9 protein-coding genes and 1 pseudogene are annotated in these 14,865 nt (G+C 56.1%); 2 read left to right on the top strand and 8 right to left on the bottom strand.

Going from position 1 to position 14,865, the window contains the following annotated elements; all coding sequences use genetic code 11:
- Positions 1 to 4 precede the first annotated feature (4 nt).
- Positions 5 to 781 (top strand): DeoR/GlpR family DNA-binding transcription regulator, encoded by a 777-nt coding sequence (locus NXY83_RS05705; protein WP_258805109.1) that lies wholly within the window; start codon positions 5 to 7, stop codon positions 779 to 781.
- A 286-nt stretch (positions 782 to 1,067) separates the two neighbouring features.
- Here NXY83_RS05705 and NXY83_RS05700 read toward each other — a convergent pair.
- From NXY83_RS05700 to NXY83_RS05690, 3 genes and pseudogenes are all read right to left on the bottom strand, one after another.
- Positions 1,068 to 1,316: pseudogene (locus NXY83_RS05700) on the bottom strand (hypothetical protein); the annotation flags it as partial.
- A gap of 104 nt (positions 1,317 to 1,420) precedes the next feature.
- Complete coding sequence (locus tag NXY83_RS05695) at positions 1,421 to 3,316, bottom strand: UvrD-helicase domain-containing protein (RefSeq protein ID WP_258805108.1); 1,896 nt, start codon at positions 3,314 to 3,316, stop codon at positions 1,421 to 1,423.
- Positions 3,297 to 5,483 (bottom strand): ATP-dependent nuclease, encoded by a 2,187-nt coding sequence (locus NXY83_RS05690; protein ID WP_258805107.1) that lies wholly within the window; start codon positions 5,481 to 5,483, stop codon positions 3,297 to 3,299. Before NXY83_RS05690 ends, NXY83_RS05695 begins: the two co-directional genes overlap by 20 nt.
- A 722-nt stretch (positions 5,484 to 6,205) precedes the next feature.
- On the opposite strand from NXY83_RS05690, the gene NXY83_RS05685 reads away from it, so the two are divergent.
- Positions 6,206 to 7,666 (top strand): DNA cytosine methyltransferase, encoded by a 1,461-nt coding sequence (locus tag NXY83_RS05685; RefSeq protein WP_258805106.1) that lies wholly within the window; start codon positions 6,206 to 6,208, stop codon positions 7,664 to 7,666.
- 27 nt (positions 7,667 to 7,693) lie between these two features.
- On the opposite strand, the gene NXY83_RS05680 is transcribed toward NXY83_RS05685, so the two are convergent.
- The 5 genes from NXY83_RS05680 to NXY83_RS05660 form a co-directional block, all read right to left on the bottom strand.
- On the bottom strand, positions 7,694 to 8,518 hold the full coding sequence (locus NXY83_RS05680) for a DUF6339 family protein (protein WP_258805105.1): 825 nt from the start codon (positions 8,516 to 8,518) through the stop codon (positions 7,694 to 7,696).
- A gap of 1 nt (position 8,519) precedes the next feature.
- Positions 8,520 to 9,296 (bottom strand): hypothetical protein, encoded by a 777-nt coding sequence (locus tag NXY83_RS05675; protein WP_258805104.1) that lies wholly within the window; start codon positions 9,294 to 9,296, stop codon positions 8,520 to 8,522.
- A 91-nt stretch (positions 9,297 to 9,387) separates the two neighbouring features.
- Positions 9,388 to 11,223 (bottom strand): hypothetical protein, encoded by a 1,836-nt coding sequence (locus NXY83_RS05670; protein WP_258805103.1) that lies wholly within the window; start codon positions 11,221 to 11,223, stop codon positions 9,388 to 9,390.
- Entirely contained in the window at positions 11,223 to 12,212 is a 990-nt protein-coding gene (locus NXY83_RS05665; protein WP_258805102.1) for a PD-(D/E)XK motif protein, read from the bottom strand. The genes NXY83_RS05670 and NXY83_RS05665 overlap by 1 nt, the downstream gene beginning before the upstream one ends.
- Positions 12,209 to 14,857, bottom strand: coding sequence for a Z1 domain-containing protein (locus NXY83_RS05660; RefSeq protein ID WP_258805101.1), 2,649 nt, complete (start codon positions 14,855 to 14,857; stop codon positions 12,209 to 12,211). The genes NXY83_RS05665 and NXY83_RS05660 overlap by 4 nt, the downstream gene beginning before the upstream one ends.
- Positions 14,858 to 14,865: the final 8 nt, after the last annotated feature.

Raw genomic sequence — 14,865 nt, 5'->3', positions numbered from 1 at the left:
GGGAATGCTGAGCGCAAATGCGCGGCGCGAGGAGATCTACCACCTTGCCGTGACCACCGGCCTGGCCTCCGTGGAGGAACTCTCCGCCCGGTTCGAGGTGACGGCCTCCACCATCCGCCGTGACCTGGCTTTGCTGAACGGGCAGGGCCGGCTGGCCCGCACCTACGGCGGGGCCATGGCCCTGGGCGCGCACCCGGAAGCGTCGCTGCGGCAGCGCACCGGCGAGGCGTTCGAGCAGAAGCACGCCATTGCCCGCTGGGCGGCGTCCGTGATCCGGCCCGGGGAGAACATCCTGCTCGACGCCGGCTCCACCGCCGGTGCCCTGGCCCACGAACTGCGCGGCTTCGAAAAGCTGTCCGTAACCACCCCGGGCATCAACACCATGCAGGAACTCGCCGACTCCGAAGGCATCGAGGTGGACTGCCTGGGCGGCCGGCTCCGCAGCGTTTCGCAGAGCTTTGTAGGCCCGCTGGCGGAGGCCGCCCTGGAGCGGATGAGCTTCGACCGGGTGTTCCTGGGCGCCGACGCCGTCACCGCCGAGGACGGCATCTGCGAAGCAGACCACGCCCAGACCCGCCTCAAGGAACTTATGGCCCGCCGCGGCCGGGAAGTCTACGTCCTGGCGGACTCATCCAAGCTGGGGCTGCGGCCCTTCCACGCGTGGGCGCGTCTGGCGCTGCCCTGGACCCTGGTGACGGACGACGGCGCCGACCCGGAGCAGGTGCAAAAGTTCCGGGAATCGGGGGTAACGGTTGAGGTCGCCACGGTCGGTCGTGGTTGAGTCTGGGCCCACGGCCGCCGGGTTCCCTAGCCAAGCTTGCGAGGTTAGGGTGCGGGTGGGGAGCGAAACCAGCCCCAGTCGGTACGCTGCTGCTACAACGATGAGCCATTGGCGAAGGACTCTTCAAAGGTTTGCTGATCTTCACCGGCGAGAACCCGCTTGAGGCCGCCAAAGCCTTTGCAGCTGAAGACCCCTACGTCATCAACGGTGTCGTCACGTCGTGGAATCCCAGCCAGTAGACGACTGTGCTCGGAAACGAAGCGGCCACACCCGTTCGCCCTGAGTCTCAATCCCCCGTCAACAGGACGGGACCGGCGCTACTCGGGTTGTCCTCCGCCCAGAGCTCCGGCTTGTCAGACGGGAACATGCGTATCGTGTCCACGCAGCGCTGGTCATTCAGCAGTACCACCTCAACGTCGCGAGACCGCATAAGCTCCGGTTCGTCGTCGGATGTCCGCGCTTCCCCCACCACCACGCGCGGAACCTTGAACTGAATGATGGTCTCGGCACACGGGGCCAGAGTGGAGTAGAGCGTTAGTCCATGGGCGGTTTCAACAGCCCCAAATTGCGTTCCGCTGCCCTAAGTCCATCTGTGCTGAGCAACCCATGGTGCCGTCATCGGGGTGGCAGCGACAAAGATTAGGGTCTAGTCATCAAGTCGGTATCCGTTAAGATATCGACGTGCTCACCAATGGACGATTGGCTCACTGCATTCACAGCCTGTGATACGTCGTCAGCAAAAAGCACAATCGCCAGAGACTCTTTTGCCCGCGAGACGCACACGTAGAACAAGCGCCGTGTCCGTTCAACCGCGGAGTCCTTCCCTTGGGCCTGATTCTCAAGGTCCCTTGTCGACGGTTGTCTTAGCCCGAGGAATTTGTCATAGGAATAGAGCGGATATGTCCCCTCGTCGTCGTCGAGCACGACTACAACTCGCTCGAACTCGGAACCTTTTGTTCCATGCTGTGTAGAGTATGGAGATTCTTGATTCACGTACTTGTAGTAGCCCTCAAGCTCAGAAAAGGTACAGCGCGCCATAGCGTTTAGAACGCTGGTAGTTTTCTCATCCAGAACGACATCCTGGAACTCACTGAGCGGATATAGGTACGCCGCCATACGCGGGTCGAGTTCTAGGAGCTGCCGATCAGCCGAAAACTTCAATATATCACCGAGCGTCGCCGCTTTTTCGGCGCCGTCTGCAAGTTCCCTTAGCTCCGTGACTGCGGAGTAACCGGCAGTCAGCGCGGCTCGGACTTCCCGTGAGGCACGTCCGCTCTTGATTAGAGGGCTGTTCTCCTTTAAAACGGCCAGCACCTCCGGTGAGCTGGGCTCGTCAGCTGAACAAAGCGGAAGGATTACGTCGCGGAAGGGCGCTAATGGCCACGCCAAACCTTCGTTAAAGGCATCCCCAAGGCTATCGGCTTTATTGTCGTTGAATGCGGAGTAAAGTGCATCAAAACCCAGCCGCCTAGCAGCCATACGGTGCACGATCATAAGCACTTGCGAGCCGCCTTCGTGGGCTGCCCGTGTCCAGTTTCCTGAAGAGCTATGTTCATCCAGCCAAGTCCGCACCCGCTCCAGATTCTCGCTTCTATGATCATCGGTCGGAAGTACAAAGCAAAATGCCTCGCCCTCGGACTGCGTCGCTGTAAGTCCAGTTACTTGTTGGAGCGTGTCGCCTTCCGAGCGGACCGCGTTAATGCAAGTCAAGACTCGCCGAGACGATCGAAAGTTCTCGGGCTTGTCGATGTTGCGCCATCCAAGTTCGAGGGATATGGATACCACTCCCTGCTGGTAGATCTGCTGCATCGGGTCTCCAAAGAATCCCAGACACATTTCTCCGTCGGCTAATGCCCAAACGCGCTTCAAGCACTCCACGACTTCCGGGAAAGTGTCTTGACTCTCGTCTACGAATATGAATGGAAACTGACGTGCCACCAGCCGAGCCAATAGGTTTTGGGTGAGGATCATTTGCGGAACCATTTTGAGGATATCTGCATGACCGAGAACGCCCCGCGCATAGTCACTGCCAGTCCCATATGTCCATCTGATCACACCACCAACGGCGGCCTGTTGCTGTCGACGTTTGGCTAGATCCGACGCGTCCTTATCCTTCGTAGCCGAGCGGGTTCGAGATGTGTATTGTTCCTGCTTTAGAAGCAGGTCTGCAATCTGTTTTTCAATGTTCGCTGAAACCCAGGTACTGATGTCCTTCTGAAATGGCTTGACTAGCGACCAAAGGAAGCTATGAATCGTCGAAACTGACGCAAGGGAGTCATTCCCGATGTCGTCATGAATCTCTCGGGCCGCTACCTCTGTGTAGGTTATGCACGCAACCCTCTGGGTCTTCGCGCGTAGCGACGGCCCGCGGGTCGCCGTAACGTGGGCCAGAGCCTTAACCAGTGACGTTGTCTTACCTGAACCTGCACCTGCCACCATCGTAAAACCAGTCAAACGGTCACCGTCGAGAATCTCCCTTAGCTCACGATCAGCATCGGTGTCTGGAGAGTCTGTTCTAGATGTCACCTCGACCACCAGACTGCGTCGTTAGACCCCGCGCCTCCACAGGAGCCACAACTTCGAGTTTCTCCTGCAACCATTCCAGCCCCTCCACAATGTACATAGGAGATTCCCAAGTTGGGTTTGCAGTGGCTATGACGCCGAGAGCGAAGCTCGTCTTGTCGAAATTCTTGACCCGGGTAAATAGCCTGTCATGCAGTTCTTTGATCGAAAGATCAGTCGCTTTGGGAATCTTCAGGCCCAACTGCTTGCCGTCAGCGCTCTGCGTCCAGTTAAGATTCCGTAGCGCGAACGCTTCTTCCAGGGTCCGCCCTGCCCGCTGCTCGGTCTTACCCTGCCAGCTAATCGTTTCTAGAGTCTGATACGCCACTCGGACAAGCCCAGGCAATCCATCTTCGGTGGCCGGCGCTTTCGCATCACTTCCAGCAGCTAACAAATCCTCGATGCTGTCGATCTTCGGCAGCCATTGCTTCAGGGTCTGGTTTGACGTCACTGCGCCTACCGTGTCCACCTCACAAGATGACCCAGCCGTTGCTTCCTCATCATCAACCCGGGCCGCGGAGGGCGCATTGACGCTGTCCAAGTCAGTAATGACTAGCGTCGGAAGGCCAAGGAAACCTAAGAGACTCTCGAACCTGTACGCGAATGCTCCTCCAACTTCGAGGATGGTCAGGTGGCACGACCGCAGGCCTGGCACGAAGCGCTCGATGACGAGTGGTAATAACAATCTCTCAACATTGCCCTCAACCAATACGGCGGCATCGGCAAAAAACAAGTCGCAGTGGGTGAGCTTGATGTACTGCTGCAAGAACTCTCGCGTCGCGACTTCTTCTTCTCGATAAAACGTAGACAAATTCCTAACGTCACTTAAATGCAATCCGTCAAGCGAAGTGGCTCGGCAGAAATACCGAATAGGTTTGAAGTTGCTCTCGTAGATGATGTGAGGAGAGTGTGTAGTCACCACTAGCTGGGTGTGAAAAGCTACTTCCGGTTCAGGCAAGATTTCTAAAATTTTTCGGATGAACACCTGCTGCAGCTGTGCGTGAAGGTGAGCTTCCGGCTCCTCTATAACAATCAGATGGATTGGCGGACGGTCCCCGGCTGAAGCTGACCAAGCCTGATGAAAATCGAGAACCTCAACCACCATATAAATAAGGTTCTTGAAGCCTAGGCCATTATACTGATCCGGCAGCGTATGCCGGACCGCGGTTCCGCCTTCGGCCACCGTCGGTAGTTCGTAATGGACTTTCGCACTCGTATTTAGAATGCCATGAGCGTTGAACGATGCCTTGACAACCAGCCCTGGGTTGGCGACGCCGGGGTAGCCGACTTCTCCAAGCCGATCGAGAGTATCCCCGAATACTTCAGCAAAATGCGCGTTTAGCCGCGCTTCAGAGTCGGCGATCGCTCCCAAGGCATCCAGATCACCTTCGAGTTTTTGCAGGTTCCGCTCGTAGAACCGACTCAACCGCTTCGAAAGTTCTTCACTTCTTCCGGGCGATTCGGTGTCTGATAGATGCCGCTGCGCGTTTAAGAAATCGATCCTGATGATTGATTCGATCACCCTCGAGGCACCATTACTACTCGTGCCCAAGAAAAATGGCACATAGCCGTCTTCGGGAACGAGATCCTCCGTGCACCGTTTAGCATCAAGTACGAAGTATTTAATTTCGTATTCCTGTTGCAGACGCTTGGTCAGATACTCGAACATACTCTGCGGCCAAGGCGAATAAGAGCTTTCATTACCGTTCGACGTTGATTCGGCCGTGGCACGTGCCTCTAAGTAGTTAGCGACGAGCTTCTCGCCCTCGCGGGGTGCATAAACCATCCGAACGCCTACAGGTTCTCCGTCCCAGTCCAAGCTCGGCAAGAGATCCAGCACGCGGTGCAAGTTGTCATCGTCGACGTTGAACCAGAGATCGAGGGAGATCTGCGGCAGCTCAACCTTCGTGTCTCCCAAACTCGGATCAAAGGAATCGAAAGATTCCCAGCAATCCGCCGAGAAGTCGTATATTTGAAAAGGAGTTCGCGATTGCTGTCCGAGAAATTTTTGGAGCACGTGGGTCGCCGACGTCTTTCCGCTGTTATTCGCACCCACGAAGATCGTGCGATCGGGTTCGAGGTCCACCCTGACGTTCTTCAGGCGCCTGAAGTTCCCAATCCGGAAACTCTTGATATGCATGTGCTTCTCCAGCCTCCACAGGTTTTACCTCGACTTTCTATGAGGTCGCCTTACCATCATCGCTGAATGTTTTGCCGTTACCCAAGTCCGTGGCCACTTACCGAAGCGTACTGGCAAGCACGCATTACAAATACGGCCTTCTGCGGTTCGGGGGGATTCGATTTTCACCTGCGCAGCCCTCAGTGCCGGTAAGGGCATTGGGCTGCCTATCAATGATTTCTCGCTCAGCAAGAAGCTTCCCAGGTTCAGGAACGCGACCTTCGTTCAGTGTGGCGTCGACTCGGGGAGCTGATGCCCCGATAGGTCAGCTGACGAAACCTTGAGTGCATTGTCCCCTACCCTTCGTTGCGCCGGGGCAATAGCCCAAAGCTTCGAGCGATGCTCTACCGCAGTCCCGCAGAGCATGAAGCGATGGGATAGACCGCTAAGTTATCTGGGCTTGATCCCGCCTTCATTCATCGACTACCTCTCGGCCTGCGCAAAACTACGCGAGGGACACGGCCCGAAGCTACCGAAAAACCGTCGAATCCAAGGGGCACAGGGGATGCCCGGCTCCGACCGTGGCCTCCATCCGGAAAACGTAGCCCACGAAGTATTCCTGCGTTCGTCGCTCCACAGACCGAGAACGGCGTACTCCAGGCTCATCCTACGGCGGTACTTAATCGCGCCCGCAACAGATTTGTCGGCGGCACCTGGTATCTTTGAGTGTCAAGCATCAAGGGGTGGAAGTGTTTCCAGTTATCGATCTCTTCGCCGGGCCAGGAGGCCTGAATGAGGGGTTCTCAAGCGTAAGAGACGAGCGGGGCGACTTCGCGTTCCAGACACTGGCGTCGTTCGAGATGGACACGTTTGCTTGCCAGACGCTGCGCTTGCGCGCAACCTACCGGGAGCTCGTCCGCTCCGAGGGCGACTTGCGGCCTTACTTTGATTACATCGAAGGAAAAAGAACGTGGCAGTCTGTCCTCACAGGCGATTTCAAAAGAGCTTATGAAACTGCAAAAGCTCACGTGTACCAAGTCGAACTAGGAGAGCGCAACCGCCCGGCTGTGGACAGCTTCATCGAGCAGCAACTTGGACCGGAGAAAGAGCGAGGACACTGGGCGCTTATCGGCGGACCGCCGTGTCAAGCATATTCCCTCGCTGGGCGGTCGCGAAGGACCGGAGACGAGTTGTTCGCTGCCGACCACAAGCATTTCCTTTACCGCGAGTACCTGCACATTTTGAGTAAGTTTATGCCCAGTATTTTCGTAATGGAGAATGTCAAGGGCCTGTTGTCATCGAAGGTTGGCGATAGCAGCATGTTCCAGACAATTCTGAGTGACCTTAAGCGCTTACCCAGCGGTGTCAGCTACGAGATCCGCTCACTAGTCGTTGATGCGGCCCCCCAAGATCTGGAGCCCTCGGACTTTATTATCCGATCAGAAAATTACGGCGTACCCCAGAAACGGCATCGGGTGATTCTACTCGGAGTCCGCAGTGACGTGACCGGGAGTCTTCCTAGACGAGTTCTAAACAAAGCAGACGGGCCAGTAACGGTACGAGCGGCAATTCAAACGATGCCGGGTCTGCAAGCGAGGATGTCGAAGCGGCAGCCTACCATTGATCGCGATTGGCCGGCCGTGCAGAAGGAGGCTTTGGTTGAGGTGCGGCTGAGGGATGTGGAATCCAAGCCCGAACCAGTTAAGGCCGGCACACTCGCAGTTGATGAGTACGAGGCTTGGCTTCATGAGGAACGGCTTAGCGCGCCGATCCAACACCAACCACGCATGCACATGGTGTCAGACTTGGTCCGATATAGAGTGATGGCAGAATTAGCAGAGCACTTGGGCAAAAGTCCGAAGTACACCGATCTCCCAACGTCGTTACATCCCGAGCACAGCAATGTTGGCAAGGCAAGCACGCCATTTACCGACCGGTTCCGAGTTCAAATATGGGATGCTCCGGCCACTACGGTGGTCTCCCACATCGCAAAAGATGGCCACTATTATATTCACCCGGACCCTAAGCAGGCACGAAGCCTCACCGTACGCGAAGCAGCCCGCCTCCAGTCCTTCCCCGACAACTACTTCTTCGAAGGCTCCAGGACACAGCAATTTCACCAAGTGGGAAACGCTGTCCCGCCTTTGCTCTCTAGGCAAATCGGAAACGTAGTAGCCGACATGCTTCGTTCCCTTGAAGAGTAGGCCATTGCCATCTAGACGGGTGGCCCGTCAGTAGCAAGAGTCCGTTCCTGCGCGAGCATTTCCATGGGGGGCTTCCACCACGGGTATGTCCAACGCGGCCGCGGACTCCAGGAATAACAAGGTGACGAACTCGTCAATCTGCTCAGGCGTCATCACGAACACGGACTGGACTGCCATCTTGCGGAGAAGACGTTTTGTGGCATCTCGGAATAGTTCCATCCGTCTCCCCGTGTTCGATTCTGAGGCTAACGTCAACAGTCGTGCACCCATAGCACGGGAGAGTGGCGGGTAGCCGCCGATCCGAGGCTTCTCCAGCAGGTTGACCACCTCATCTTCACCCAGCCTGCGCGCTAGTTCGGCACCAAGGAGGTGAACCCTCCACCACAACCGGCCGATGGTGGTCCTGGTCATGTCGAACAGGCGATCCTCAGAAATGTTCCATTTCTTCGTTTGAGTATGGAAGCGTCCATACCGCCAGAGGACAACGTCTGGTACAACTGCAGTGTTAATGAAATTCCAAACATCTATCGATGATGCGTCGGCAGGCATGATAGTCATCTGAGCATGAAGCTCTGGCCCGACGGATCGATCGAACTCCACGAGCACTTTGCTGCTCACAGTCGAGGGGAATCCAAATTCCTCGGCAATGCCGAGAATCTTCCCGCGCAAGCCAAGTAACTCCGCGGAACCGGCACGTTGTCGGGCAAGTGGGTAGTAATTAGCATGAACAGTGCGAAGGTCAATAGCAGCACCAATCTCTCGCAGACTCTGCCCGCGAAGCATCTCCCACGATTGAGCTGCATGGTAGAGGGGCATACGTGGATAGCACAGCAATGTTTGAATATCTGCCACTCTAATTTGCCCCAACTTTCGATTGGAGCTCAGCCTCAACGCGACCGGGATCTTCGCGGTACCGCTGTCGGACTTGGTCCAAGGATTCACCCAAGAGCCGGACCACGCTGCTTAGTACGTATCCTAGAGATTCCTCCGGATAATCCGTTTGCAGGCTCAACTCGTCGCTGCTGATTGCCTCACGAAGAAGTTGGCGCATAAAGTCTACCTGGAGAAACCGCAGCCATGCGTCCGACTCCGAGGGTTGTGGGTCCTCGAGCATTTTGGAAATGAATGGGTTGTCTGCATTCAGCCATAGCCAAATTGCGGCCGAGGCACTCGCAGCCAAGTCGCGCGTTGTTAGCCGGAGCCACCAAAGCGATGCGCTTGAACTGGCTATTCCATGCTCAGCAAAACTCACCGGAAGCATCGGCAGACGGGGAGCAGTGCCCTCTAGGACAATTCTGCGGTCACTTCGAAAGACCGTGTTGCCTATTCTTTTCGGAGCAATGGAACTTTCCACGCCGTGCCCGGTAGCTAACACGGATATCTGGAATTCTAGGGCCAGAGTACCGGCAACCTGATTTCCTGGAAGAGTCAGATATACCTGCTGGCGCGTACCGCGAACGTCGATTACCTCCGACGTCGTGATTAGAGGCGTGCCGGAGGAACGGGCGATAATGACCGCTCCTAAACGAGCGTCCTGTGGCAGTCTCAGCCGCAACAAGGCATCCTCTAGCTTCAGGTTAAAGGAACATTTGATGAAGATGTCGTCATAGTATGTCCAATCTTCAGCCAAGGTCTCCCCCGCAGACAGAGGCGTCTCGCCCACAGAAATGTCCCAAGAGAGCGCAGATACCTCTTCTATTGGCAATGTCAGGTGCCCGAAGCTAACTCCTCGCAACTTCAAGCTCCTCTGCAGTGGCCGTGACGCGGATCGCGGTTTCGGCAGGCTGGGTGAAGACCGCTGTGATTTCATCTTCGCTCGGCACCGCCATGGTCAAAACGTCCTCCGAGGAGAGCGTTCCATTTGAGGACAACCACCCTAGGAAACGCGGCATTTCTGCGTCGGCAGGGCTGGCGGACTCATTTCCCCCAGACTCCGTCACGACGCGAGCCTCCACACGTACCGCGACAGCACTTCCAGGGCGCCCTCCGGTGACAGCGAACCCATACCTCACTACCATCTCGCCGTCCATAACATCCAATGAGGACTCACCGAGTTGACGTATGGTCGCCTTACGCGGGCGTCTTGCACCTAGGTCATAAGACGCTGCCGCTTCTTGGCGTTCGGCTCCACTACCGGCGAACCCGGACAGCAGGCTGCCTAGGGCAGCTGACACCCTTGAGGCCCCCTTGGAGGCGACACCACTGCCGGCTTTTGCGCCTTGGACCGATAGCACCCGGAACGTTTCCCGAATTTTGTCTATGGCAATCCTGACAGGGTTCGGAGCGTTCTTTCCCACGGAGGCTTGCTGATAAACCCAGTCGTCGTGCGTCACCGGCTCCGATTTGGCGAACTTTTCGTTCATGTCAGGCGCCGAAATGAATACCCCGAAGACGGGCACACCATTCGGCTGAGCCGAAACGGGCAAGTATTTGACCACCATTCTCGGATCCCGCATAAGGGCAACCGTGTTCTCAAGTTCCGATCCAGTTGTCACAGGGGCGTGGCTGATACGGTGCGTTAGGAGTCCCAGATTTTGACTTGGCCGCATGCTTCGAATCGGCGTGGACGTAGTCTGCCAATTGCTTTGATAGCCAAGGTTCAAGATCCGCTGACGGCCCTCCATGTATGCCGAAGCAAACTCACGATACACCGGGTGGCCTAGCGGCTCGGGGCTAGGGATCGAACGGCTGTCGGCTGTGAAAACAAACCGAATATTTGGTCCCTTCCCCATATCCAGAGCGTGTGGCCACGCCCATTTCATTGCTGCATCAGCGATCGCTGCCACTCGATCGAGGCCGTTCGTGACCCCAGCGAAGTCCGGTGCTACAACCATGATGCTCGTGCCGGTGTCGTGCTCCATCGGAATTCGCATGCCCAGACTCTCTGCAAGCTCCCGGGCGCTGCGACCAGTGAGTGGATCTACAATGCCGTCTGCTCCGGGTACCCCCCACCAGTTCCGCCCCGTGTACCGACGTCCGTCGTCGTCATAATCGCCATCACCGCCTGACACACCGATCAGGCGCGGCTCAATCGAGCCGTTGTAACGCGCTTGGGAATAGACCAAGCAGAGGCCGACTTGGCTGGCTCGATACAGCACGCCTTTTCCCAGCCCATAGGTTCCGCCCTCGAGGCCTTTAGCAGTGGAACGACCCAAGTTTCGGACGAAATCGACAAAGTCCCGCCGTTCGCCCGACGCTCCGGAAACATCGGCTCGTATGGGGCCTCCCAAGCCGCGTGTTCCGGTATCAGAGATGACCAACACTCGTATTCGGCGATCAAAAATGTGTTTGTGCAGATCAGTAGACTTGCAATGAGGGGGCAGTTCGCCAAAGATATCGCGTGTCACAATACGAGTTTGCTCTACCGAAAGTTCATACTCATCCACTGCAAATGAGATGCTCCCGCTCTTTTCTGTTCGCGCATCCCAACTGTTCTGAAGAGACTCTCGGAGAACAAGATCCCACAGCCCGAGCGAAGTGCGCCCGATCGCGTTGTCCGCGGAGCGGGCGTCCAAGCCCCCATCGGCACCGTACTGCTGCCTATACAGCGACAACATCAGTCTTCAGCGTTCCTTATGACAACCGTGGACAGATTGAGGTCGGTCTCCTTCATGTGCCCAAGGTCGATGGAGTAAGAAATATTACTGAGCCGCTCGATGGTACCGGACGGAATTAAAGTTTCCCCGGTAATTCGTGGAAATCTGGCGTCAATAAGATATGAGCTCTCGGAAAGCTTTGAAAACTTTACTTCCTTGTACGCGGACGAGTCGCCATCGGAATAGTTTGCGCTGCCTAGCAAAGTCAGAAGCTCAAGCCGGGGAAAACCTGAATCAATCAGTTCCTCAACCATGGCGGGAACAGATTTACCATTTGGCGTACGCTCCAGCTGGAGGGCAAGCAGATAGAGCTCCCCCTGATCTGGTGCAGACAATTGGCGGCCACCATGGATTGTTACCACCATATTGTTGTGATTGGTCGTCGCTTTCACTTCAATGGAGCAGTCCGCGAATACGAAATCATGTCGATTGCCGTTTGGTCCCTGCCACGCATATAGAGCTTTGGGTCCATGAGTTCTTACCAACTCTTGCAGGACTGAGAGCTCGGCCATTATGCCTGCCAACTGCGCGGGCCCCAAGAGGGCTCCCCGTTCCGCCTCAAAGAGATTTCTCCAACGCTCCAGGGTCGCCAATACTGCGTTTGGTGCAGTCTCGGGGTCCAGTTCCACGGCATGCAGAACGTCGTCCGCCAATAACCCGAACTGATGGTGCAGCATTGGGTCGATGCATCGAAGAATCATAAAAGGCTGATTCAATCCATCAACAGACAGCTCAAGTGTCTGCAGTGCCAACGACTTGCTATGCCAGTCGAGAGGACCTCTCTTTACTTCTCCCACTGGCACTAGCAACGATGGCCGACCGCCCGCGTCCACGGCACAGAGCACCTCTCCGTCCGCTGAAGATATGCCAGATTTTCGGGAATGGAAGCTTCCTGCGGCAGAAACATCCTTAGCCAGGTACTCAAAGACGGAAGCCGAGGATTCTCTCATGCTTTCACCAGCTCGTCTTCGATTGCCTTTGCTTCATCCAACTTGTCGGCTGCCTCCAGTTCCTCTTCCAAGGCTTCTAAGTATTCGGTGTCCACCTTCGCTGCCACATAATCGACCACTGATCGAGGATTGCGTGAATCTGGAAACATGAAACAGAGCCCAATGACATCAGCCGCCGCGAACAGTGGAACTCTACGGTTCTCGGCTGGCTTCAGCTCGGAGCCGTCTAGCTCAGGGTCGGATTTCTTGGCGATCGGATAGATGCACAAGAGACCCTTTCGATCCGTCGCCTGCCGCAGTTGACGAAATTGGAGCAACTGGCGGTCAGTGATTTTATCGGTGGACTTGAGATTCAGTGACTTACGGATGAAGTCCAATCCGACATCGAGATCAGCAACCCGGTCAGACGTCGATGCGACTGCCTTCAGATTGGCCGTACCGTCCTCGCTGGGGATATACATCTTTTTGCGGCGCAGAAGGCGGACGTTCCCGACCAGGCCAAGATCGAGCTCCTCGTCACCGTGAAGGGGCTCCATGAGCACAACGTCCCAGCGCTTCAAATCACCTTCGGCACGTTCCTTCTCGATGTAGCGCCTGATCGCGTCTTTATCAATGGACTTAGCCGCGTCGTGAACCCTATAGCTATCCAAGAAGCCCAGAATCTCGTCAGCCGAAACATCACGGAATCCACGTCGAGCCGCGTTAAGTTCATGCTCGTGATGACCTTCGCTTATCAGGCGCTCAAACAAGTCTCTGGTTGCCTTGATGTTGCCTTCCAGCCAGTCTTTGTCTTCTTCGTTGAACATGATTGTCTGGACCCGACGACCTGAATAACTCACCTGCGCTTTGACAGCGGAACGCATTTTGGCGGCCGACGTTACTGACATCTGTGGATGTGTCCGGATCTTGACGGGAAGCTCAGCCGGGGTCTTACCCTCCGCTTCGTAGACCTGGATCTCTTCACGAATCTCGGCTTCGACTATGGACAGCATGAGGAACCAGCTCTTCAGTTCAGAGGTCATCCAGATTCGGATCAGATCTTCATAGCCCACGCGGTACCCGAACCAGCGTCCCATTTGAAGCAGAGTGTCGTATGCCGTTGAGGCACGGACGAAGTAGCTCGACGTGAGGCCTTCAAGAGTCAACCCGCGGGACAGGGTGTTTCCGCCGATGACAATGGCGGTCTGCGGATGCTCTTTGTCGTAAACCAAACGGTCGTTCGACTGATAATTATCCACAATAACTTTGGTTGCCCGGGCTGTCTTGACTAGCTGCGGGATCAGATCGTCGAATGCTATCGACTGATTTCCAAAGGCGTCAGCCTTCACACGGGCCGATTCGGCCTCCCAGAGTTCCCGAAACAGGTCGACGGCGCTTTGGCCCCCGTTTATCAGCTCGGCCGTGAGCCCGTCCAAATGATCGACGACGGCTTCGGCAGTCTTCTCATGGGCGCCTGCCAACATTGACGTATGGATAAGCATTGAAGAATGCGCAACTTTTCCAGCGCGGAGGCGCCTGGCGGCGGTGGCTAGCAGGAACCACCGGATAGCAGCGTCCATTCCATCGGGTACTTCAGGTGACCACTGATCCAAGAGCGTCTTGTTCCTTGGCGGACGAACGGCGTCAACCTCCGTGTCGGAAATCAAGCGCACCACGTCCAAGCCATCATCCACGGAATCCTCTAGGCTCTCAGCTTCCAACTGACCAAAGATCCGCTCCGCCCCGAAATAGTTCGCGGGGCGCGGTAGGTCCACAATGAAGTCTCGCGGGTATAAGTCCTGCTCGACGCTTGGGTCGATAAGCAGATTAGCGAATGGCGTCGCTGTATATGCGATGTATGCCGCTTTTGGGTTCGCAAGGAGGTCTCGGATCAGACTATTGATGGTCGACTGGCGCTTGGTCCCTACATCAATGGACGCTTGGTCCGCCTCGTCGTCGATGATGAGTATAGGACAATTCTGACGAGTAGTTGCGGACGCGGTTTTGATCCATTTATGAAGACGCCGAAGCCTGGAGGGATTCTTTTTAACGACGGCGATAGAACGCATGGATGGATTGCTTAGAATCGCGTCCGCCGGCGTGGTAACACTGAAGTCAATGTCGACAGAAGTCAGCGGATGCCAGATTGAACTGCACGGTTCAATTAAGTAATCGTTGAGCCTATCCTGAGTCTGCGTGCGCAGGTTTTCGGTTGTCCCAGTGAGGACGATGATGAGTCGGTAACCAACATCCGCCGCTTTCGCCACCACCGACATGAAGTTCGTCGTTTTGCCGCTTTGGACATAGCCAAGAACTAGTCCTCGGGTGCTGATGGACTCCTTGCCTGGAGGACTGCCCAGACCGATCACTTTGGAGGAGGCCGAATCTACCCCCTCGACTGCCGCTTCCGGTAGTTCTTGTAGCAATCGCGATCTCAGGATCGGCCAAATGACATCGTCCTGGCGAGGACCGGAGTACCAGAATCCGACTTTCCGCTCCTTTTCGGCCAGAATGCCAGGATCGGGTATCTCCTTGATGAGGTTCAGCCGTTTTTCGTAGGCGACACGCCCCGCATGCACCAGACCCTCCGGCGCGTACAACAACGCCGTCTGAGCACCCTGCATCGTCATTCCGCCAGCCACTAGCGTGGCGAGCGTGTCAGCCATCTTCTCGA

It is taken from the genome of Pseudarthrobacter sp. NS4 (assembly GCF_024758005.1).
Lineage (GTDB): Bacteria > Actinomycetota > Actinomycetes > Actinomycetales > Micrococcaceae > Arthrobacter.
The sequence above is the reverse complement of the archived record's forward strand: the minus strand, read 5'-3'. Positions and strand labels throughout refer to the sequence as shown.